The sequence below is a fragment of the Erwinia sp. INIA01 genome, assembly GCF_025947915.1.
GTDB classification, from domain to species: Bacteria; Pseudomonadota; Gammaproteobacteria; order Enterobacterales; family Enterobacteriaceae; genus Erwinia; species Erwinia coffeiphila.
Genome location: NZ_JAPDNC010000009.1, coordinates 200,824 through 221,056 on the forward strand (window position 1 = coordinate 200,824; position 20,233 = coordinate 221,056).

Consider the following 20,233-nt stretch of genomic DNA (forward strand, 5'->3'; position numbering starts at 1 on the left):
TATCCCCACCTGACTGATTCAGTTTCCCGCGACTGATAAAATTGTACAACAAAAATAAATCTGTACAGATTGAAAAAAGACGTTAAAGTGATCCCCGTAACGTATTGTGCATTTGCATAGCCTCGGAAAGTGCAGTTGGATTTCCACTTTCCGAGGTAATTTTTTCCCGCCTGATTATTTTTCAAGCTAAAAAAAAATAATAATTGATCGAAAACAATGTCAAATCGTCCTCATCAGTCTAAATTTTAACCACCACTGACAGCTGAGAGGTACAGAATGAAAAGACAGTCCGTAGCCTCATCCGTTATTCGAACCGTGGCCTATGACATGGAAAAACGGATTCTCGAGGTAGAAACGCTGAAGCATGGAACGCTGACCTACAATAACGTTCCCCTGACCACCTGGCACTTCTTTATGGCAGCCCCTTCTAAGGGACTCTTTTTTTACGAGCAGATAAAGCAACATTATCCGCAGCACTGATTTTTTATCCGGCGAGGTCAACTTAGCCCGCCGGGTAGAGAGCGCCCCCCTCCTGGATGCCAGCTCAGCGCTACCCGCAATGCAGCCTTTCTCACAGAAAATTTATTTAACCCCGCGTTTCATCTGTGCTAGCCGGCACAATGCGTTAAAATAGCGGCATCAATAGAGATTTACCTCAGGTTACATTCCGTTTCATAAGGACGTCAGATGCCCTCGCGCAACCGCTACCCGATTTTCCGCGCATACCTATCCGTGCTCCCAATCGTGTTCACTTTGGCATGCAGCCTTTTGCCGCTTAACAGTCGGGCGGAGCAGGTGACCGTTTCACTGAGCCAGGAACAGGACGGGGGCAATGCAGGACGCGCCTGTATTTATGTTTATCAGGGTAAGGCTGAATATCGTCGAGTGAAAGCGGATGAAAGCTGCCCAACGGAGATTGTGGTAGAACGCGATAAGCACTAAATACGATGGGATTTAACTGCGCCTGCAATGGCCGCCCGGTGGACACCGGGCGGGCCGCTGAATCCGGTGGCAGTCGCACCGGTTGCAGGCAGTTTCAGTAACCTGCCTCCGCAAATTTTTGCGGCTGATTGATCGCCCGGCGGGCAATCCAGTACAGTAAAATACGTTCGTCATCTTTATCCTGGTCGGCCATAGATAACAGCTTTAGTCCAAGCGTTGCTTTATTGACGGGCTGTCCGGTAACGCTGAGGTCAACTACTGCTCTGCCGATGATGTTGCATACTTCGTCTTCGTTAGAAACGGGTAAATCTGCTTCGCCGATCATTCTCTCCTCCTCGTTGGTTAAATATAAAGCATAGCGTATCTGCGCGCGTTGCCCACCAGAGTCAGAACAATCGTGATAAAGGGCACATCAGGGATGAAAATACGAATCGCATAATTGACTGGAATGTGCGGTAGCCTGTTGAAACCACTGGCGTGAGACAGGCCGCGAAGGCTATTGTGTGGCTTATCGCCTATACTCAAAGCGACCCCAATCTGCCAAAGGAGTGAGCAATGCTAATCGGCTTCGTATTACTCGTCAGCGCCTGCGGTCATGATGCCTGTGACGCACTACCGGTATCAGAGCATATCTATCCCACACGCACAGCATGTGAACAGATGGCAGAAAGGATCCACGAACGCCGCCCAAATGCGGTACTGCTTTGCGGAGAAGTTTATCGCTAGCGCTAGCAAAGCGGCTGGCGACATTCATCGTCGCCCCCAGCATCAGAAGGATGCCTGATGGCATCCTCATCACTCCGTCATTTTCCTGAAAAACCGCCCTGAATGTGCTTTTTCGCCTCAGAACAGCAGAGAGACCAGCCAGAAACCGGCAATCGTCATCAGCAACGATCCGATAACGTGGACCAGTACCGAAGTCAGCGCCCAAAGATAATTGCCGGCCTGTAGTAACGTAACGACTTCCAGCGAAAAAGTAGAAAACGTAGTCATGCCGCCGCATAATCCGGTGGTAATCAGCAGTTTCCATGCCGGGTCCAGCTGTGGATTGCGGATAAACCACGCCATTGCCGCCCCGATAATCAGCCCGCCCACCAGGTTAACCAGCAGCGTGCCAGGTGGCAGATTAGGAAACAGTGAATTGAGCCGCACGGCAAGAAGCCAGCGGATCACACAGCCGGCGCAGCCGCCAATCATTACGGCCAGTAAAGGTTTAAGCATAAAATCCTCAGTACTATCGAGGCGGGGTGCCAGCGGGCAGAAAACGCATAGCCTGACACACCGACCTCGTGTTAACGGTCAGGGTTATCAGGCGTCATCAGCCCCTTACGAGCAGGGCGGTTGGGAAAGGTGGAACACCATCACCTTATGAACCACAAGATAATCAGTCATCGCCGCTTTTGCAACAGGCGAGCTGCCGCAGCCGGGCCTCCCCCGCTACTCAGGCTCCATCCAGGTGCTTTGAAAATCGAACCAGCCCAGGTTGTTCAGGCGTATTCCCTGTGCGTTCTCCGGTGCCTTTAGTCGCATCCAGTGATGGAACAGCGGCTGTAACCAGCCTGCGCCGACCACCTGTTGAACCAGCTGGCGTGATTCAAGGGTGCCGTTGCGCCACTGCTGCTGCCAGCGTTGATACTGGCTGGGATCGCCGCCGGAGATATGCGGCTGCAGCAGCGGCATTCCCAGCAGCCAGGCCCCCACGTTCCACTGTTCCGGCGCGGGAAAATTCACCGTACCCAGCCACAGATCGACCTCGGCCTCGCCGCTTGCCCACTGCTGATAGTCCAGCTCGATCACTTCCAGCGCGATCCCTTCCGCCGCCAGATTTTTGCGCATCATCCCCGTCAGCATGGCGTATTCAGGATGCTGCCGATGGCAGGCCAGCCGCAGCACCGCGCCGTGCAGCGGATTTTCATCGGCGGAAAACGGTGAAAGGCAACTCCCCTCATCCATACAGTGAAACCAGGCGGGCAGCAGGCTGCCCGTTGGCACCCACAGCGGCCTGATCGACTCCACCAGCTGCGAGGCCAGCTGCCACGGACTGAGTATCTCCCGCAGCCAGCGCCGCCGTTCGGGAGTTTGCCAGCGGCCAGAGCGGCTGTCGCACAGCAGGAAATATCCCCCCTGCTCCAGGAACATCTCCGCCAGCGGCTCAGAAGGCTTACCGGTGAACTGTTCGGCCTCGCCGGAAACATAGGCGATATCGCTGATGCTGGAGCTGAGCCACGCCGCAGGTTGACCGGCGGGTATAAACTGTTCGCTTGATGCCGCATGGGCCACATCCGGCCAGACGATCAGTTCGACCTCATCCAGCAGTCCACGCAGGCCAAAATAGTGCTCGAACGCCTGCATTTTCAGATGCCAGCGATCGTTTTCGATCACCCGATAAGGGCCGGTGCCGATCGGATGTGCGGCAAAATCATCACGCCTGGAATGATCGGCAGGCAAGATCAGCGCGGCAGGATCGGTCAGCAGCAGCGGCAAACGATCGTCGGCGTAGTGCAGTTCAACGATCACACTCAATGCACCCGCAGCCTCAACCCGTTTGATATGTGAAAACAAGGGCAGTGCCGCACTGCGAGTCAGCGAAGAAATCACGTCCTCACTGGTCATCTCGCGCCCGTCGTGAAAACGTACCCCCCGGCGGAGAAAAAAACGCCAGCGCAGCGCATCCAGCTGCCGCCAGCGGTGGGCCAGATCGCACTCCACTTCGCCGCTCTGCGGATTGATGCGCGTCAGACCACTAAAGATTTGCCGCACCAGATGGTTTTCCGAGCGCCTGAGCGGCGTGCCGGGATAGAGGTTCAGCATCTCGCGATAGTAGGGAATACGCAGCGACTGATAGTCATCGCTGATGCGATAACCCAGCCGGGTGCGCAGCAGACTGGCAAGACGGCTTTTTTCCTCGCCCAGTAGCTCAACAACGGCGGCAAGGTTCCCCGTTTCCAGTAACCGATCCGCTTTTTCCACTTTAAGCTGCTGCTCATCGCGCAGCAGCCGCAGCTGAGCCTGCCGACCTCGCCCCGGCGCAGCCTGCCAGTTCAGCCAGCCCTCGTTGTGCATTTTTACCAGCAGTGCCCGCATATGGCGCTTGCTGCAGCACAGCGAGTCAGCCAGTGCCTGCAGAGTTGTCTCGGCTTCACGAGCGGGAAACAGCGTCAGCAGCCGCAGGTAGTGATATTCAAGTCGTTGACCGTACATAAAAGAGGAGCCTTGAAAGAGAAAAGTCAGCTGTTTTTAATCTCACCTTTTTAGTCCATTCTGCGCTGAACGGCAATCCTCCTTCATCGATCACAGGACCGCATCCATGACCCGACAGCTGAACAAAGACACGACCGTATGTATGTCGCTGGCATCTCGCCCGGGAAATTTTGGCACCCGCTTCCATAACTTTCTCTACGACGCACTGGATCTCAACTACCTGTATAAGGCCTTTACCACGACCGATTTGCCTGCCGCTATTGGCGGTGTACGGGCGCTGGGCATTCGCGGCTGTGCGATTTCCATGCCGTTTAAAGAAGCGGTGATTGCGCTGGTAGACGAGCTGGACCCGTCGGCGAAGGCTATCGACTCGGTGAATACCATTGTGAACACCGACGGTTATCTGAAAGCCTATAACACCGACTACATCGCTATCGCCAGCCTGCTGAAGCAGCACCAGGTCGATTGCGGGCTGACCTTTGCCCTGCGCGGCAGCGGCGGCATGGCTAAGGCCGTGGCGGCCGCGCTGAAGGATGCCGGGTTTAACCACGGCTATATTGTTGCCCGCAACGAGCAAAGCGGCAGGGAACTGGCGGCGCTGTACGGATTTGAATGGCGAGAAGATCTGGGCGACCTCCAGCCGGGCCTGCTGATTAACGCTACGCCAACCGGCATGAGCGGTGGCGCTGAGTCGGAGCTGATGTCATTCACGCCGCGCCAGGTCGACGCGGCCGAAGTCATTTTTGAAGTGGTTGCGCTGCCGGAAATCACCCCGCTGGTGCGCTACGCGCAGGAGAAAGATAAAACCGTGATTACCGGCGCGGCCGTGTTTGCCATTCAGGCGGTGGAGCAGTTTGCCCTGTATACCGGCATCCGCCCCGACGACGCGCTGTTCAGGGAAGCGGCGGCCTGGTCCCGGCAATAACACTCATCAGAGGCAGCCAGGATACTCTGCCTGACATTCGTTACGCTAATCGCTGGTCGGCCTGGGTACTTTATGCAGGCCGCCGGTCAGCAAAAGTGCTCTGCATACCATCAGTTATGCAGACCGCCGGTGGGCCAGGCTAAATACGCCCTTCGCTGCCGCAGATCCTGACTTTTTCCGCCACCACCTGCTTCATCGCCTGCTTACCCGGCTCCATATATTCGCGCGGATCGCTGGCACCGGGATGCGCGTTGAAGAAGGCCTTAACCGCGCCGGAGAAGGCGATTTTCAGCTCGGTAGCGACATTCACTTTGCAGATGCCGAGAGAAATGGAGCGCCTGAGCATCGCTTCCGGAATGCCTGAGGCACCGTGCAGCACCAGCGGAATATCCACCTGTTCACGGATCTGCGCCAGCCGATCGAAATCCAGCTTTGGCTCCCCCTGATACAGCCCGTGCGCCGATCCGATCGCCACCGCCAGCGAATCGATCCCGGTACGGCTGACGTACTCTTGTGCTTTGGCCGGATCGGTAAAAAAGCTGTCGCTTTCATCAACGATCAGATCGTCTTCCTGACCGCCCAGCCGCCCCAGCTCCGCCTCCACGCTGACATCATAACGATGGCACAGACGCACCACCTCACGGACTTTTTCAATATTCTGCGCAAAGGGATAATGCGAGGCATCGATCATCACCGATCGCACCCCGGCATGCACTTTGCGGCTGATATCGTTGAGATCTTCGTGATGATCGAGGTGCAGCGCGATCGGCAGATCGTACTTTTTCGCCGCCTGCTGGCAGATTGCGACAAGATACTCCAGTCCGGCGTAGTTCCAGGTGCCGGTGGTGCCCGCCATAATCACCGGCGAGCGCAGTTCCGCCGCCGTTTCGGCAATCGCCTGCACGGTTTCCAGGTTATGAACGTTGAATGCCGGTACGGCATAGCCTTCGCGCTGCGCGTCAAGCAGCATCGTACGATTAGAAACCAGATACATTATGCCTGCTCCTTATCCGTGACTGAGAAATCGAGCATGATTTTCCCGCTCATTGGCTTGCCCGCCAGCGCGCTGACCGCCTCGGCGTAATCCTGCGGCGCGGCCTGGACCGCAATCAACGATGAGAGGTCGATCGATCCCTGCTCGAACAGCCGCACGGCCTGCTGCCACTCCACGCCGGGCCACTGACCCGAGTAATTCATCCAGCTGCCGAGAATTCGCAGCTCTTTACGCAGGATCAGACCGAAGGTGCTGCTGCTCAGCGGTAAATCACGATGCAGCGTGCCAATCAGGCCGATCTGCGCCTGCGGTCCGGCGATTTGGATACTCAGCTCCACGGTTTGCGGACTGCCGGCGGTTTCCAGAACCAGCTGATCGAAGCGCCTGGAGCCCATCGCGGTGCGGATTTCTACGGCGGTCATCTCGGCACTGTTGAAGGTGTAGTCCGCGCCCAGTTTCTGCGACAGCGCCAGCCGCTCAGGATTGATATCAATCGCCGTGACCGAACGTGCTCCCAGCGCTTTCGCACACTGCATAGCCAGCAGGCCGATAGTGCCCGCGCCCACGATAATCACCTCTTTACCTTCACAGCCACCGGCCAGCTGCATGGTGTGAAGGCTGACGGTCATCGGCTCAAAGAACGCCCCTTCGGTCGGCGTGGTGTGTTCCGGAAGCAGGAACAGATTGCTGCGCGGCACCACGATATATTCGCGATTGCCGCCGTCGCTGCGGGAGCCGATAAACCGGTAGTGGCGGCACTGGGACCAGAGCTGACGCTGGCACTCTTCACACTGAAAGCAGGGCTGAAGCGGCACGCAGGAAACCAGATTACCGGGCTGTAAATCGTTGACCGCACTGCCGGTCAGCTTTACCCGGCCGCAAAATTCGTGGCCGAGGGTAATCGGATAAAAATGTGCGCCGTTGTGAAAAATACGCGGGATATCGGAGCCGCACAGTCCCGAACTGATCACCTCAACCAGCACATCATCAGCGGCTTCAATCTGAGGCAACGGTCTTTCTTCAACCGTAACGCTGCCTCCGGCGTGGATCACGACAGATTTCATCAGAGAACTCCAGAATGGCGGGGGATCTCCCCCCGCAGTTTATTCAGACAGGGTTTTAGAGCTGGAAAGCGTGGGTTCCGGCGGCGTACTGAAGCTGCGTGCGCGACGCCACGTCAGCAGGACACCGGCAAAGTAAATCAGGCCAATCACCACCAGCGCAGTGATGTTTTGCCAGGTCAGGAGCTGAATCAGAAGGTAAGTGATCGGCGATCCGCCCTGGTCCATTGAAGCCACCTGCCCGCCCGCCTTCAGCGCACCGGCGTTGGCCGCCAGCTGGGTATGCAGCCCGATGGTCTGGGTGGCGATCCACAGAGTGATGCTCATAATCACCGTGCCGGAAATCAGCGTACGGAACAGGTTACCCTGATGAACCGCCACCGCCATCGCCACAAAGAACCCGATGGTCGCCAGGTCGCCGAACGGCAGGACTTTATTTCCCGGCAGCACCACGGCAATCAAAATCGTCAGCGGGATAAAAATCAGGCTGGCGGAAACCACCGAGGTCTGCCCCAGCAGCAGCGCCGGGTCAAGTCCGATCAGGAACTCCTGGCCACCAAAGCGGGCCTGCAGGCGTTTGCGGGCATGTTTGGCAATCGGGTTGAGGCCATCCATAATCGGCTTGATCACTCGCGGCATTAGCAGCATCACTGCGGCGGTTTTTACCGCCAGCTGCAGCACGTCTTTCACATCGTAATGCGCCAGCAGGCCGATGATGATCCCCATGATGAACCCGACCGTCACCGGTTCACCAAAGGCACCGAAGCGCTTTTGCACATCGTCGGCGCTGAAGTGAATACGGCGCAGACCCGGCACTTTCTCAATCAGGGTATCCACCAGTACCGCAATCGGCCCCATATAGGCGGAGGTGCCGTGCGGCACGGCGATGCCGTCAAGATCGAAGAAGTTTTTTGTATCGCGGGCAAACCAGTCACCGAGCTTATAGGCAAACGCCGCATGTACCACCACGCCGAGCATCCCCAGCCAGTAAGAGCCGGTGGCAATATGTACCATCGCCCCGGTGAAGGTCATATGCCAGATATTCCAGATATCGACGTTCACCACCCGCGTCATGCGGGTGACCAGCATCAGAATATTGACGCCAATCGCCACAGGAATAGCAATCAGGGCAATCTGCGACGCCCAGGTCATCGGTGACGATCCCGGCCAGCCGACATCCACCACCTCAAGACCAATTTCGAAGTTGGCGGCCATCGCTTTGGCGGCAGGGCCAATGGAATCCAGCATCAGCCCAATCACCAGTCCGATACCGACGAAGCCAATACCGATATGCAGGCCCGACTTAAAGGCATCGCCCACCTTCATCCCCAGACTGACGGAGAAGATAATGATCACAAACGGCAGCATCACCGTTGGGCCAAGATCGAGGATATAACGCATTATTTCCGTAAACATGAGTTCACCCCTGCAGAATGGTCAGGATTTTATCCCGCAGCGCGTCGATACCCACGCCGGAGATAAACGGCATGCCGTGTACCACCGGGATATCGCCAAACTGCCGATCGACGCGCGCCGTGGTGCAGATCAGGTGGACACCATCCATATAGGTTTCAATCTCATTCACCCGGCACTGAACCAGCTCGGCTTCAATGTGGTTCTCGTCGCACAGCTCTTTAATTTCTTCAGCGGCCATCGTCGAGGTAGCCACCGCGCCACCGCAGGCAACAATGATTTTGCGTTTCATTTTTTTTATTCTCCGTTTTGCAGGGTCAGGGATAACGTTATGCCGCAGCGGCCAGGATGCGTTCGCTGAAGCAGTGCGCGACGTCATCTTCCGCCGCGTTTAGCAGGCTGCTAATAAATTCCGGCTGCTGCAGTTGGCCAAACAGCGCCCGCAGCAGCTTGAGTTGCTCCTGCGGGTGGGTCACCACCAGCGCGATAATCAGTTCGGCGTTGATGCTGCCGTCATCATCCGCCTGCTGAAACGCCACCGGTTTTTCCGGGCGGATCAAATAGATGGCGGGTGCGATAGCGTGAGAAGCATCGCAGTGGGGAATCGCTACCGCGTGGCCATCAAGCGCAATCCCGGTGGGGTACGTGGCTTCGCGCTCCAGCAGCGCGGCAGGATAGCTGTCGCGGCACAGCCCCTCCAGCACCATTCGCTCACCGATATGCCGCAGGGCGTCGGTAGCGCTGGAAAAATTCATCGCCGAAGAGACGATCAGGCGGTAGTCATGCATGGCTTACCTCTTTGTGTTGGATGGATTCAGGATCGCAGCCCCACGCGTAGTCGCGCAGCACATCCTGAATTTTGTCGATAATCAGCGAATGCGGGTTAGCGGCCAGTGAGCCGGTCAGCACGCGATCGAACTGTTTTGGCAGATACTGACTCAGCAGCCCCAGCGGGATCGCCTGCTGGTTAAGATTTTCGGTCAGTGCGCTCAGCGCATCGCTGATGCGGCTATTCGGCCAGTAGTAGCGAATACGATCGGACAGGCTGTAGTGGATATCCACCAGCGACTGGCTGAACGCCGGGCGATAATATTTTTTCCAGTAGCCCGGTTCATCCAGCATCACCTGGTCGATTACAGCAAGGATCTGGCTCTGTTTCTCAGGCGCAACCAGCGCTTTTTCAATATTGGCGAGGGCGAAAATCGCCTCACGCAGCGCAAAGGTCAGCGCTGGTCCGACTTTCAGAATGGCAAAGTGATCTTTTACCAGCGCGCGATAGGCGCTGCGGGTTTGATAGTCGGTGGAGTGCGCTTCATACACCACCGGCGTGGAGGCAATAAACTCGCTCAGCGCCCGTGCCTGCGACGGCTGATAGTGGATCACGCTGCTGTGGTCAAACTCGACGCCCGGCTGAACCACCAGCCCGATAATTCGGGGAATCGCCTGTTCAAGACCCGCTTCGCTAAAGGCCTGATGGTGCAGCGCCAGCGTGTGTGCCGCATCTTCCGGGCGGGTAACGTGAACTTCATGGATAGCCGATGCTTCACCGCCCGGCACCGGTACTTCGGTGCCGATCACGTAGGTCAGCAGTGCCTTCTGCTGCGGGGTAGCCGTTTCTTCGGCAATACGGCACAGTTCGGCAGCGCGCTGCGCAACGGTTTCCGGCGGCAACGGGATCGGATCGTCAGCGCAGGACATCGACGCATCCAGATGAATCTTGCTGAATCCGGCCTGCACATATTCCGCAATCAGCACCCGGGATTTCTCCATCGCCTGGTCGGCGGGTTCATTCTGCCAGCAGTTGGGTCCGAGGTGATCGCCGCCGAGGATCAGCCGTTGCTCCGGGAAGCCAACGCGCCGGGCAATCGCCAGTACGTAGTCGCGGAAGGCCGCCGGGCGCATGCCGGTATAGCCGCCGAACTGATTAACCTGATTTGAAGTCGCTTCAATCAAGACCTGACGCTGGCTGTTAAGGTCGAAGCGCAGTGCCGCTTCAATCACCAGTGGATGAGCAGAACACACTGAGCAAATACCGCAGTCCAGACCGTCTTTATGTTGCTGAATTATCGTTTTCATCACGTCCTCCGAAAGTATGCGTAAACAATCGTTAGTTTTCGCAAATTGCACAATCTCTTTCCTTTCGTTGTGTGATCGTGATCTATTTATTTTCGAAATCATTCTTTATCTTTCGTTTTCTTTCTTTTTATCAATTCATCGAATAATTTACTCGCAAATTGATTTTTATATATCCAATACAATGAGTTATACACATCACTGTTTTAAGACGTTTCTCCAGTACCAGTAAACGCTCACAATCCTGAGATTTTTGTTTTACTTTCTATTTCTTTCGTTTTAGGATTCCCCGACCAGCTCAAAGGAGTGTTGATGAATACCTTCGAACGCAGAAACAAAATTATCGAAATGGTGAACCGCACCGGCAGCGTGCTGGTAAACGATATCTCCGCCAGGCTCGGGGTGACGGAAGTGACCGTCCGGGCCGACTTGCGACTGCTGGAAGAGCGCGGGCTGCTGAGCCGTTTCCACGGCGGTGCCGCACGCAAAGAAGGTTCCGTTCCGGCTGAAACCACAATAGAAACCAGTGAGGTTAGCCTGAGCGATCGCTACCAGCTGGCTGCCGATCCGAAACGGCGCATCGCCATTGAAGCGGCAAAGCTGGTACGTGAAGGGGATACGGTCATTCTGGACAGCGGCAGCACCACCAAGCTGCTGGCCGAAGAGCTGGTGGCAATGAGCAGCATTACGGTGATTACCAACAGCCTGCCTGCGGCGAATATCTTGTTTGAAAATAAAGACATCACCCTGGTGATCTGCGGTGGCACCCTGCGGCATAAAACCGTCTCACTGCACGGCAACATTGCGGAATATGCACTGCGGGACGTTTCTGCCAATCTGATGTTTGTGGGTGCAGACGGGTTGGATGATGAGAACGGCATCACCACCTTTAACGAAGGCTATGCCATCAGCGGCGTGATGGCCGCCGTGGCGCAGCAGGTGATCGTGCTGACCGACTCGACGAAGTTTGGCCGTAAGGGTTACAACATTGTGTTGCCGGTGGAAAAAATAGATACCATCATCAGCGATCGCGAAGCGCCGGAAGAGATGGTGAACAGCCTGAAAAAGCAGGGCAAGAAGGTGATTCTGGTTTAGCTTTTGCCGACTAAACAAATTGATTGGAGTGCCGAACAGGTCGCTTAGAAATGGCGAGGGCCGCCGCAGTAAAAGCGGCATGATTCACTGTCGAGCAGGAAGGTTAGAACTTCTCTTTAGCTCTGCCTCTGCGGCTTGGGCATTCACTGCCGCACAGGAAGCCTGGAAAGTTATCGGCACAGTGGTTGAAAATGGCAAACTGTTCACTGTTGTACAGACAGATTAGAAGATTGATTTATCAATCACCTTATCTACACAATAGGAATGGAATCCTTATGAGCACTTACACAGACATCGCAAAGCGTATAGCAAAGATAATTGTTTCACCTGATGCAGTAATTGGTTTTATTCATGGTGTGTTATCAGTTCCGCAAGATTTAGGCTATCTGGCATATGGCTATATTGATACTGACTCCAGGTACAATAGAGAAACAGAACGTATCAGGCTAATCAAAGCTATTAGGTTTGGCATCCTTCAAAATGAAAATTTTGTAAGAACGATAGAAATCGTATTGAATAAATTCAATCAATACATGCCGATTGAAAAGAGAGACGGAATTTACGCAAAAATGGGAGCATCTGTACTTGGGCGTGCAATTACCAATTCAATTATCTCTAAAAAAATAGCCACCATAATAGCTCAACGTAGTTCACTTATGGTCGCTCTACGTGGCGGTGTTGTTGGCAATACGCTGTTAGCTGGCGGTATGGCGGAGCGTAGCATTTATAACTCACAAAAACTCCAGAGCACTGACCCTGAAATATACTATGCATTACGTGAAAGAGATTATGATTTTCTTTATTTTCTCGTGGAGCCTGCTCTAAATCCTTTTGTTGAAGCACTGCGGATTAGAAGAAACCAAGGAGAAACAGCGTTCATTCAGATTCTGGACCTTGTGGAAAAAGAGGTAAAGTATGCCCGATGATAAACCGGAAAAACCATCACTTTGCAAGCGTGTATTTCATAGTTTCATGGAATATACTGTTTCCTTACTTGGTGGCATGTTGGTTTTTATATGTATTTATTTTTTCTTTCATTTTGAAACGTGGCATGAAAGATTTATTTATATTTCCATCAGTATCGCTGTCGTCTGCTTCATTGTTAAGGTTCTACCTGAAAGACCAGAGGAATAGTTTTTTAACACAAGGAGAATTACATGTCTTTACCAGCTTACCTTTTTTTATATGATGAAAATGGTGTTCAAATTAAAGGATCTTGTTCTGCAGTAGGTCGTGAAGGCGCGATTGAGGTAATGAATACGCAACATGGTATCACATTGCCGACAGATCCACATACAGGGTCAATGACTGGAACGAGAATGCATGAACCTGTAATAATGAGTAAAGAGGTGGACAAATCATCACCTTATCTCTTTGATTCCGTTTGTTCCTGTAAAAGACTTAAAAACGCAATAATAAGATTTTATGCTATAAACAATGCGGGCATGGAGGCAGAGATATATAACATCAAGCTTGAAAGCGTGGTAGTAAGTTCCATAGTATTTAACCATTCATACATTCCCGGCTCAACAAACCCTAATATGAACGAAGTAATTAAACTTAGATATAGAGGTATCGAGTGGAATTATTTACCTGGTAATATAAAGGCTGATGATTATTGGGATAAGGTTTCAAAATGATTGTAATCATCCCTATCAAAAACGCTAATCTTCCGCACCGAAAGCATTAGAATATGCACAGTATCAATAACTTAAGTTCCGTTCACCGACGTACAGGCAGTGTAGTCTCCCGTCAAATTGGTGGTTGAAATGCCTGTACAAGTGCAGTGCAAATATTGATACCCGTGCCGAAACAGCTTTATCAATGATGGTATACCGGCTGCCGTCGTTTCATCGTTATTTAACTAATAGAAGCCAGCGCGCTCACTGCTTATTTTTTCTCAGCATAGAACCACGCCTTAAAATATTTAAGGAAGCTGTAAGAAACAGCATACACACCCGTCACAAAGCCCACCTTGCCGTCTTTCCACGATCCGTTCAGCAGATACCATTTAAACATCGCACCAAACGCGCTTATTGCCCCCCGGCTTAATGACGGTCTGATTTTTTTATATTTCACCACCCGAGAGGTATAAACATTAAGCTTGTTAAACACCTCATGCAGAGAATAAAACGTATCGTGCCTGACGCGGCCCGCTAATACCTGCCGCTGCACCTCTCCTTCCGCTGCATCGTCAACCGGGCTATCGTTAAACTTTACCCGATTCCGGTTATACAGGCGGATGGGATAATCAGGGGAGGAAACCGGGTAAATGGTACGTACGGGCTTACCCAAAACGTACCAGTAACGCGGAAGGCACCATGCAACACCTTCATTATTCAGACCTTCTTCTTTTATCCGCCTGATGTCGGCGATAGTGTCGTCATTGAGGATTTCGTCGCTGTCCATGCAGAGCACCCAGTCATTTTTTGCCAGCGAGACCGCGTAGTTCATTTGTTGTGCGTGAGTGGTATAGGCGTGATAGTGACAGGTGATGCCGAATTCAGCGAGAATTTCGAGGGTGCGGTCGGTACTGCCGGAATCAATCACAATAAATTCATCAGCCACGGGAATTAATGACTTAACGACATCCTTGAGCAGACGATCGGAGTTACAGGTAAGCAGACAAACTGACAGCATAGATCCCTCTATATATTTACGCCCCCTCTTATTCCGTAAGAGAGAAAGATTTCTCCCGGGCTGGGAGAAGTAAAACTCAGGCTGTTATTTCCGAAAAAAATCCAAAAGAAAAACCCGCCGAGTATAGTGGATAGCTCCATTTGCTAAATTAACAAAAAATGCCGGATGGATGCATAGAAAACGACCGATAAACAGGCCACCGCCGCTTCAGGCGGACAACAGCGGATAGTCAGCGGTAAGCGGTGAGTTGCTCAGCGCAGGTGGCAGGATTCGCGTAACCGGTATTTCAGGATTTTATTCAGCGTTTGCTGTCCACCACCATTCTCACAGCCAAACCCGCCAGCACCGTACCCATCAGCCAGCGCTGTGCTTTTTGCCAGAGGGGGCGCTGAGCGAGGAATGCGGCAATGGAGCCAGCGGCAAAGATAATCAGGCCGTTGACCAGCATGCTAATCGCAATCTGGGTGAATCCCAGCGTCAGCGACTGCCCGAGGACGTTGCCCAACTCCGGGCGAATAAACTGGGGCAGCAATGTGAGATACAGCACCGCAGCTTTGGGATTCAGCAGATTGGTCAACAGCCCCATGGTAAACAGCCTGCGCGGGCTATCCGGCTGGAGTTCACGCACTTCAAAGGGAGATTTTCCGCCAAAAATCGCCTGCCACGCCATCCACAGCAGATAAGCGGCCCCGGCAAAGCGCAGTGCGTCATACGCCAGCGGTACCGCCATCACCAGTGCGGTGATGCCCAGCGCGGCGCAGAGCATGTAAAACATAAAGCCCAGAGCCACGCCGGTGAGTGAGGTGAAGCCCGCGCGTTTTCCCTGGCACAGCGATCGGGAGATTAGGTAGATCATGTTAGGTCCGGGCGTGAGGACCATGCCGAGTGAGACGGCGGCAAACGGCAGGATCTGGCTAAGTGTCATCATGAGTTCGGGTCCTTGTATCGGGTGCTTCGGGATCATGGGGCGGTGATTGAATTTCGGTCAGAGTTCGGCATTGGCCGGTGATCGGGAATCGACCTCTGCGGCTGCCGGCCGGTCCTCGCACCGCGCCGGGCGCGGTGCCCTCGGTTCCGGCTGCGGGCCTTACGGATCGGCCTGGAGCGGGCGTCCTGCCCGCGCCAGGCCTGATGTCCGCGTCCATGCGGCCATCTCCGGTCCCGCAGCCTGCACCTCAGCGCTGCGGATTACCCGTCAGCCGCAGAGGTCGATCCCCTTCAAGCTATGGCATTACGGCTTTAGGAAAACTTAAAATACCGGGCAAATAAAATATGGCCGGGCAACACAAAATCTACAGCACTTGCTGACAATTTTCGACCATCATCAGCGCAGGTCTGAACAGGCAGACAGCACACGCAGGCTCCGATCATTGCCAAAATGGAACAAATACCAGTCGACACAAAACTACAACACTGGCTGAAAGCCCAACCATCACCAGTCCAGGATTAATCAGCCAGGCAACACAAAAGCTAAAGCGCGGGCTGGCGGCTCCTACGATCGGGCAATCCGCAGCGCTGAACGCAGCGAGGAAGCCAGGATTCGCCCACACGGACGTGGGCGAAAGGCACAGCCGCGCAGGACGCGCGTCTGTGGCGGTCCGCCCGGCTGACCAACGGAGTGAAGGCACCGCAAAGCGGCGCGAGGACCCGCCCGACGGAGGAGCCACCAGCCTGCGCAGACTCCGATCGTTGCCAACGCGGGAAAAATGCCGGTTACAAAAAAGCTTAAACACGGGCTGACAGATTCAACCACTACCATCGCAGGAATTAACAGTCAGGCAACGCGAAAGCCAAAGCGCGGGCTGGCGGCACCTGCGATCGGGCAATCCGCAGCGCTGAACGCAGCGAGGAAGCCAGGATTCGCCCACACGGACGTGGGCGAAAGCCACAGCCGCGCAGGACGCGCGTCTGTGGCGGTCCGCCCGGCTGACGAACGGAGTGAAGGCACCGCATAGCGGCGCGAGGACCCGCCCGACGGAGGAGCTGCCAGCCTGCGCAGTCTCCAAACCCTGCCAACACGGAATCAAACAGTCAGACGACACAAAAGCTAAAGTCCCGGCTGACTAAGGCTCCAGCTAATCACCCGCGGATCGTATCATCCCCAAACGCCACCCACTTGTACGTGGTTAACGCTTCCAGCCCCATCGGGCCGCGAGCGTGCAGCTTCTGCGTGCTCACCGCCACCTCGGCCCCCAGACCAAACTGACCACCGTCAGTAAAGCGGGTGCTGGCATTCACATACACCGCCGAAGAATCCACCTCGTTAACGAAACGATCGGCATGCTGAATGGTGCGCGTCAGGATCGCATCGGAATGCTGCGTGCCGTACTCGCGAATATGGGCGATGCCCTCATCCAGATCGTCCACCAGCTTCACGTTCAGATCCAGCGCCAGCCACTCGTCGCGGTACTGAGCATCGGTCACCGCGCTGACGCTTGCCGGGCCGTTTTCCAGCAGCGGCAGCGAACGCGGATCGGCATGCAGAGTAATGCCCTCTTCCGCCATCCGCGCGCTCAGCACCGGCAGGAAACTGTCGGCAATGGCAGCGTCAATCAGCAGGGTTTCCACCGAGTTACAGGCGCTTGGGCGCTGCTTCTTGGCGTTAACGATCACTTTCAGCGCCGCTTCCTGCTCAATACTGCGATCGACATAGATATGGCAAACGCCGATACCGCCGGTGATCACTGGGATGGTTGAATTTTCACGGCACAGCTTGTGTAAACCGGCACCGCCGCGTGGGATCAGCATATCGACGTAGCGATCCAGCTTCAGCAGCTGATTGACCAGCTCGCGATCCGGGCTCTCAATCGCCTGAACCGCACCGGCAGGCAGGCCGTGCTGCTGCAGGGCATTCTGGATCACCCGTACGGTAGCGGCATTAGTCCGATACGTCTCTTTACCGCCGCGCAGGATCACCGCGTTACCGGTTTTCAGGCACAGGCTGGCTACGTCTACGGTAACGTTCGGGCGCGCTTCATAAATCACGCCCACCACGCCGAGCGGCACGCGGCGACGCTCAATGCGCAGACCACTATCCAGCTTGCCGCCGTCAATCACCACGCCAACCGGGTCTGCCAGATGGCATACCTGACGCACGTCGTCGGCAATGCCTTTCAGGCGTGCCTGATTCAGCATCAACCGGTCCAGCAGCGCGGCACTCATGCCGTTCTGGCGCGCATCGGCCAGATCCAGCTCGTTAGCAGCCAGAATCTCTGCGCTTTGCGCTTCCAGGCTGTCGGCAATCGTCAGCAGTACCTGATTTTTTTGTTCGGTAGACAGCACCGAAAGCTGATATGACGCGGCCTTGGCCGCTTTACCCATTTGCTCAAGCATTGGTATTCCTTAGCTGACAATCATATCGTCGCGGTGCACGGCAACCGGACCATATTCATAACCTAAAATATCGCTAATCTGCTGGGAGTGATGTCCGGCAATCATCCGCATAGCGTCGCTGTTATAGCGCGACACGCCGTGGGCGACATCACGCCCCTGCAGGCTGCGGATGCGGATCACTTCACCGCGGGAGAAGTTGCCGCTGATCTCACGAATCCCCTTCGGCAGCAGCGAGCTGCCGCGTTCCAGAATGGCGGACAGCGCACCGTCATCCACCACCAGCTCACCGGCAGGCGGCGCACCGAAGATCCAGCGCTTACGGTTTTCCAGCGGGGTGGCAAAAGCGTGGAAACGCGTACCGACCGGCGTTGCGGCGATCACATCACCGATCACGCCCGGGCGGCTGCCTGCGGCAATGATGGTGTCGATGCCCGCGCGGCAAGCAACGTCGGCGGCCTGCAGTTTGGTGGTCATGCCGCCAGTGCCCAGCCCGGAAACACTGTCTCCGGCCAGCGCACGCAGCGCGTCATCAATGGCATGAACGTCGCTAATCAGCTCCGCTTCCGGGTTATTGCGCGGATCGGCGGTAAACAGGCCCTGCTGATCGGTCAGCAGCAGCAGCTTATCGGCACCGGCCAGAATTGCCGCCAGCGCCGACAGGTTATCGTTATCGCCCACTTTGATCTCGGCGGTCGCCACCGCGTCATTCTCATTAATGACCGGGACGATATGGTTATCGAGCAGCGCGCGCATGGTGTCGCGGGCGTTAAGAAAACGCTCGCGATCTTCCAGGTCGGCACGAGTCAGCAGCATCTGACCGATATGAATGCCGTAGATGGAAAACAGCTGTTCCCACAGCTGGATCAAACGACTCTGCCCCACCGCAGCCAGCAGCTGCTTTGAGGCGATGGTGGGCGGCAGTTCGGGGTAGCCCAGATGCTCTCGCCCGGCCGCCATCGCGCCCGAGGTGACAATCACAATCCGGTGGCCAGCCGCATGTTGCTGTGCGCACTGACGCACCAGCTCAACGATATGTGCCCGATTTAACCGACGCGATCCGCCGGTCAGTACGCTGGTCCCCAGTTTCACCACCAGGGTCTGGCTGCTGCTCATTATTTCCTGCCGTTTTTGTCATAAAAGAGTGCAAAGAAACGTTTTAACAGGAGTCGTGCAGGAAGCCAACAGCCAGGCGGGGAAAAGCGTGAAAAAGCCCTGACCATTCGCTAGTCGAAAAGTTCGTGATTAACAAGAAATGTTTAAAACTGTAATAAAACTTTAATAGAGAAAAGGTAAAACGTTCCTGCCTTAGAAGAGCCTCCGGGCCACTTAGCCCAAAGTAGTTCAGTCGAAGTCTGCCCCGCAGCCGTCTGGAATATGAAGGGACATAAACTTTACTCTTTCGGGATTGATAGCAATGAAGAAAAGCGCACTGGCAATTTTAACCGCCGCACTGGCCCTGTCCACCGCCGCTCAGGCTGCTGAAGTTTACAATAAAGACGGCAACAAGCTGGACCTGTACGGCAAAGTGAAAGGCCTGCACTACTTCAGCGACAGCGCTGGAAACAACGGCGACAAATCTTACGTTCGTCTTGGCTTCAAGGGCCAGACCCAGATTAACGACCTGATGACCGGTTACGGTCAGTGGGAATACCAGTTCAACACCAACAACACTGAGAGCACCGACGCACAGACCGGTAACAAAACCCGTCTGGGCTTCGCTGGTCTGAAATTCGGCAGCTACGGCTCCGTCGACTACGGCCGTAACTACGGCGTACTGTACGATGTGGAAGCCTGGACCGATATGTTCCCAGAGTTCGGCGGTGACGGTACTGCACGTACCGACAACTTCATGACCGCGCGTACTACCGGCGTGCTGACCTACCGTAACACTAACTTCTTCGGCCTGGTTGATGGCCTGAAGTTCGCCCTGCAGTATCAGGGTAAAAACGATGCGGGCGGCGCTAACGACCGTACCAGCGTAGCGCGCCAGAACGGCGACGGTTACGGCGGTTCACTGGTTTACGCACTGGGCGACAGCGGCGTGAGCATCAGCGGTGCCTACACCTCTTCTGACCGTACTAACCAGCAGCAGGCTCAGGCTTACGGTCACGGCGACAAAGCGGATTCCTGGGGTACGGGCCTGAAGTACGATGCTAACAACCTGTATCTGGCAGCGATCTACTCTGAAACCCGCAACATGACGCCAATCAGCGGCACCAGCACCGTAACTGGTTCTTCCGTCAGCGGCATGGCGAACAAAACTCAGAACGTGGAACTGCTGGCGCAGTACCAGTTCGACTTCGGTCTGCGTCCATCACTGGGCTATATCCAGACCAAAGGTAAAGATATCGAGAACGGTATCGGTAATGAAGATTTAGTGAAATACATCGATGTGGGCGCAACCTATTACTTCAACAAGAATATGAACGCCTATGTTGACTACAAAATTAACCAGCTGAAAGACGACAACAAACTGTCTCTGAACACCGACGACGTTGTCGCTGTTGGTCTGGTTTACCAGTTCTAAGTTGTAAAACTGTACCACCCCTCGCTGTG

General features: G+C 54.8%; 20 protein-coding genes and 1 riboswitch. Of the genes, 7 read left to right on the forward strand and 13 right to left on the reverse strand.

Going from position 1 to position 20,233, the window contains the following annotated elements:
* Positions 1-276 precede the first annotated feature (276 nt).
* A complete protein-coding gene (locus OMR58_RS17150; RefSeq protein WP_200547586.1) occupies positions 277-480 on the forward strand; it encodes a KTSC domain-containing protein in 204 nt (67 codons plus the stop codon).
* A 315-nt stretch (positions 481-795) separates the two neighbouring features.
* Positions 796-942, forward strand: a complete 147-nt coding sequence (locus OMR58_RS17155) for a hypothetical protein (RefSeq protein WP_172606521.1) — start codon at positions 796-798, stop codon at positions 940-942.
* Between the two features lie 94 nt (positions 943-1,036).
* Here OMR58_RS17155 and OMR58_RS17160 read toward each other — a convergent pair whose 3' ends face one another.
* From OMR58_RS17160 to OMR58_RS17170, 3 genes are all read right to left on the reverse strand, one after another.
* On the reverse strand, positions 1,037-1,267 hold the full coding sequence (locus tag OMR58_RS17160; protein ID WP_105590725.1) for a hypothetical protein: 231 nt from the start codon (positions 1,265-1,267) through the stop codon (positions 1,037-1,039).
* A 518-nt stretch (positions 1,268-1,785) separates the two neighbouring features.
* Complete coding sequence (crcB, locus tag OMR58_RS17165; protein ID WP_123335560.1) at positions 1,786-2,163, reverse strand: fluoride efflux transporter CrcB; 378 nt, start codon at positions 2,161-2,163, stop codon at positions 1,786-1,788.
* Between the two features lie 81 nt (positions 2,164-2,244).
* A riboswitch (Fluoride riboswitch) is annotated at positions 2,245-2,317 on the reverse strand.
* Between the two features lie 62 nt (positions 2,318-2,379).
* The gene (locus OMR58_RS17170; protein ID WP_264546483.1) at positions 2,380-4,143 is read right to left on the reverse strand and encodes an SgrR family transcriptional regulator; all 1,764 of its coding nucleotides are present in this window, start codon (positions 4,141-4,143) and stop codon (positions 2,380-2,382) included.
* Positions 4,144-4,249: 106 nt separating this feature from the next.
* Between OMR58_RS17170 and OMR58_RS17175 the strand changes: the two genes are divergently transcribed.
* On the forward strand, positions 4,250-5,068 hold the full coding sequence (locus OMR58_RS17175; protein WP_264546484.1) for a shikimate 5-dehydrogenase: 819 nt from the start codon (positions 4,250-4,252) through the stop codon (positions 5,066-5,068).
* Positions 5,069-5,207: 139 nt separating this feature from the next.
* Here OMR58_RS17175 and OMR58_RS17180 read toward each other — a convergent pair whose 3' ends face one another.
* The 6 genes from OMR58_RS17180 to gatZ are packed head-to-tail and all read right to left on the reverse strand — an operon-like array spanning position 5,208 to position 10,612.
* A complete protein-coding gene (locus tag OMR58_RS17180) occupies positions 5,208-6,062 on the reverse strand; it encodes a tagatose bisphosphate family class II aldolase (RefSeq protein ID WP_264546485.1) in 855 nt (284 codons plus the stop codon).
* The gene (gene gatD, locus OMR58_RS17185; protein WP_264546486.1) at positions 6,062-7,126 is read right to left on the reverse strand and encodes a galactitol-1-phosphate 5-dehydrogenase; all 1,065 of its coding nucleotides are present in this window, start codon (positions 7,124-7,126) and stop codon (positions 6,062-6,064) included. The genes OMR58_RS17180 and gatD overlap by 1 nt, the downstream gene beginning before the upstream one ends.
* Positions 7,127-7,165: 39 nt before the next feature.
* Complete coding sequence (locus OMR58_RS17190) at positions 7,166-8,539, reverse strand: galactitol-specific PTS transporter subunit IIC (protein ID WP_200562458.1); 1,374 nt, start codon at positions 8,537-8,539, stop codon at positions 7,166-7,168.
* A gap of 4 nt (positions 8,540-8,543) precedes the next feature.
* Positions 8,544-8,828, reverse strand: a complete 285-nt coding sequence (gatB, locus tag OMR58_RS17195; protein ID WP_105590718.1) for a PTS galactitol transporter subunit IIB — start codon at positions 8,826-8,828, stop codon at positions 8,544-8,546.
* Between the two features lie 37 nt (positions 8,829-8,865).
* Positions 8,866-9,324 carry a PTS galactitol transporter subunit IIA gene (gatA, locus tag OMR58_RS17200; protein WP_264546487.1) on the reverse strand — a complete coding sequence of 153 codons (459 nt, stop codon included), beginning with the start codon at positions 9,322-9,324 and terminating at the stop codon, positions 8,866-8,868.
* Positions 9,317-10,612 carry a tagatose-bisphosphate aldolase subunit GatZ gene (gatZ, locus tag OMR58_RS17205; protein WP_264546488.1) on the reverse strand — a complete coding sequence of 432 codons (1,296 nt, stop codon included), beginning with the start codon at positions 10,610-10,612 and terminating at the stop codon, positions 9,317-9,319. The genes gatA and gatZ overlap by 8 nt, the downstream gene beginning before the upstream one ends.
* A gap of 309 nt (positions 10,613-10,921) precedes the next feature.
* Here gatZ and OMR58_RS17210 point away from each other — a divergent pair, with 309 nt between their 5' ends.
* The 3 genes from OMR58_RS17210 to OMR58_RS17220 all read left to right on the forward strand — a co-directional run bounded on the left by OMR58_RS17210 (position 10,922) and on the right by OMR58_RS17220 (position 13,344).
* Positions 10,922-11,704, forward strand: coding sequence for a DeoR/GlpR family DNA-binding transcription regulator (locus OMR58_RS17210; RefSeq protein WP_264546489.1), 783 nt, complete (start codon positions 10,922-10,924; stop codon positions 11,702-11,704).
* 275 nt (positions 11,705-11,979) lie between these two features.
* The gene (locus OMR58_RS17215; protein ID WP_264546490.1) at positions 11,980-12,630 is read left to right on the forward strand and encodes a hypothetical protein; all 651 of its coding nucleotides are present in this window, start codon (positions 11,980-11,982) and stop codon (positions 12,628-12,630) included.
* Positions 12,631-12,861: 231 nt separating this feature from the next.
* The gene (locus OMR58_RS17220; RefSeq protein ID WP_264546491.1) at positions 12,862-13,344 is read left to right on the forward strand and encodes an Hcp family type VI secretion system effector; all 483 of its coding nucleotides are present in this window, start codon (positions 12,862-12,864) and stop codon (positions 13,342-13,344) included.
* Between the two features lie 250 nt (positions 13,345-13,594).
* Here the strand turns inward: OMR58_RS17220 and OMR58_RS17225 are convergent, their stop codons facing one another.
* The 4 genes from OMR58_RS17225 to proB all read right to left on the reverse strand — a co-directional run bounded on the left by OMR58_RS17225 (position 13,595) and on the right by proB (position 18,790).
* On the reverse strand, positions 13,595-14,344 hold the full coding sequence (locus OMR58_RS17225) for a glycosyltransferase family 2 protein (protein ID WP_264546492.1): 750 nt from the start codon (positions 14,342-14,344) through the stop codon (positions 13,595-13,597).
* A gap of 298 nt (positions 14,345-14,642) precedes the next feature.
* Complete coding sequence (locus OMR58_RS17230) at positions 14,643-15,272, reverse strand: LysE family translocator (protein ID WP_205065583.1); 630 nt, start codon at positions 15,270-15,272, stop codon at positions 14,643-14,645.
* 1,151 nt (positions 15,273-16,423) lie between these two features.
* Positions 16,424-17,677: a glutamate-5-semialdehyde dehydrogenase gene (gene proA, locus OMR58_RS17235; RefSeq protein ID WP_105590712.1), complete on the reverse strand. Its 1,254-nt coding sequence runs from the start codon at positions 17,675-17,677 to the stop codon at positions 16,424-16,426.
* A gap of 9 nt (positions 17,678-17,686) precedes the next feature.
* Positions 17,687-18,790: a glutamate 5-kinase gene (gene proB, locus OMR58_RS17240; RefSeq protein ID WP_200562475.1), complete on the reverse strand. Its 1,104-nt coding sequence runs from the start codon at positions 18,788-18,790 to the stop codon at positions 17,687-17,689.
* A 301-nt stretch (positions 18,791-19,091) separates the two neighbouring features.
* On the opposite strand from proB, the gene ompC reads away from it, so the two are divergent.
* A complete protein-coding gene (gene ompC / locus OMR58_RS17245; protein ID WP_105590710.1) occupies positions 19,092-20,204 on the forward strand; it encodes a porin OmpC in 1,113 nt (370 codons plus the stop codon).
* Positions 20,205-20,233 lie beyond the last annotated feature (29 nt).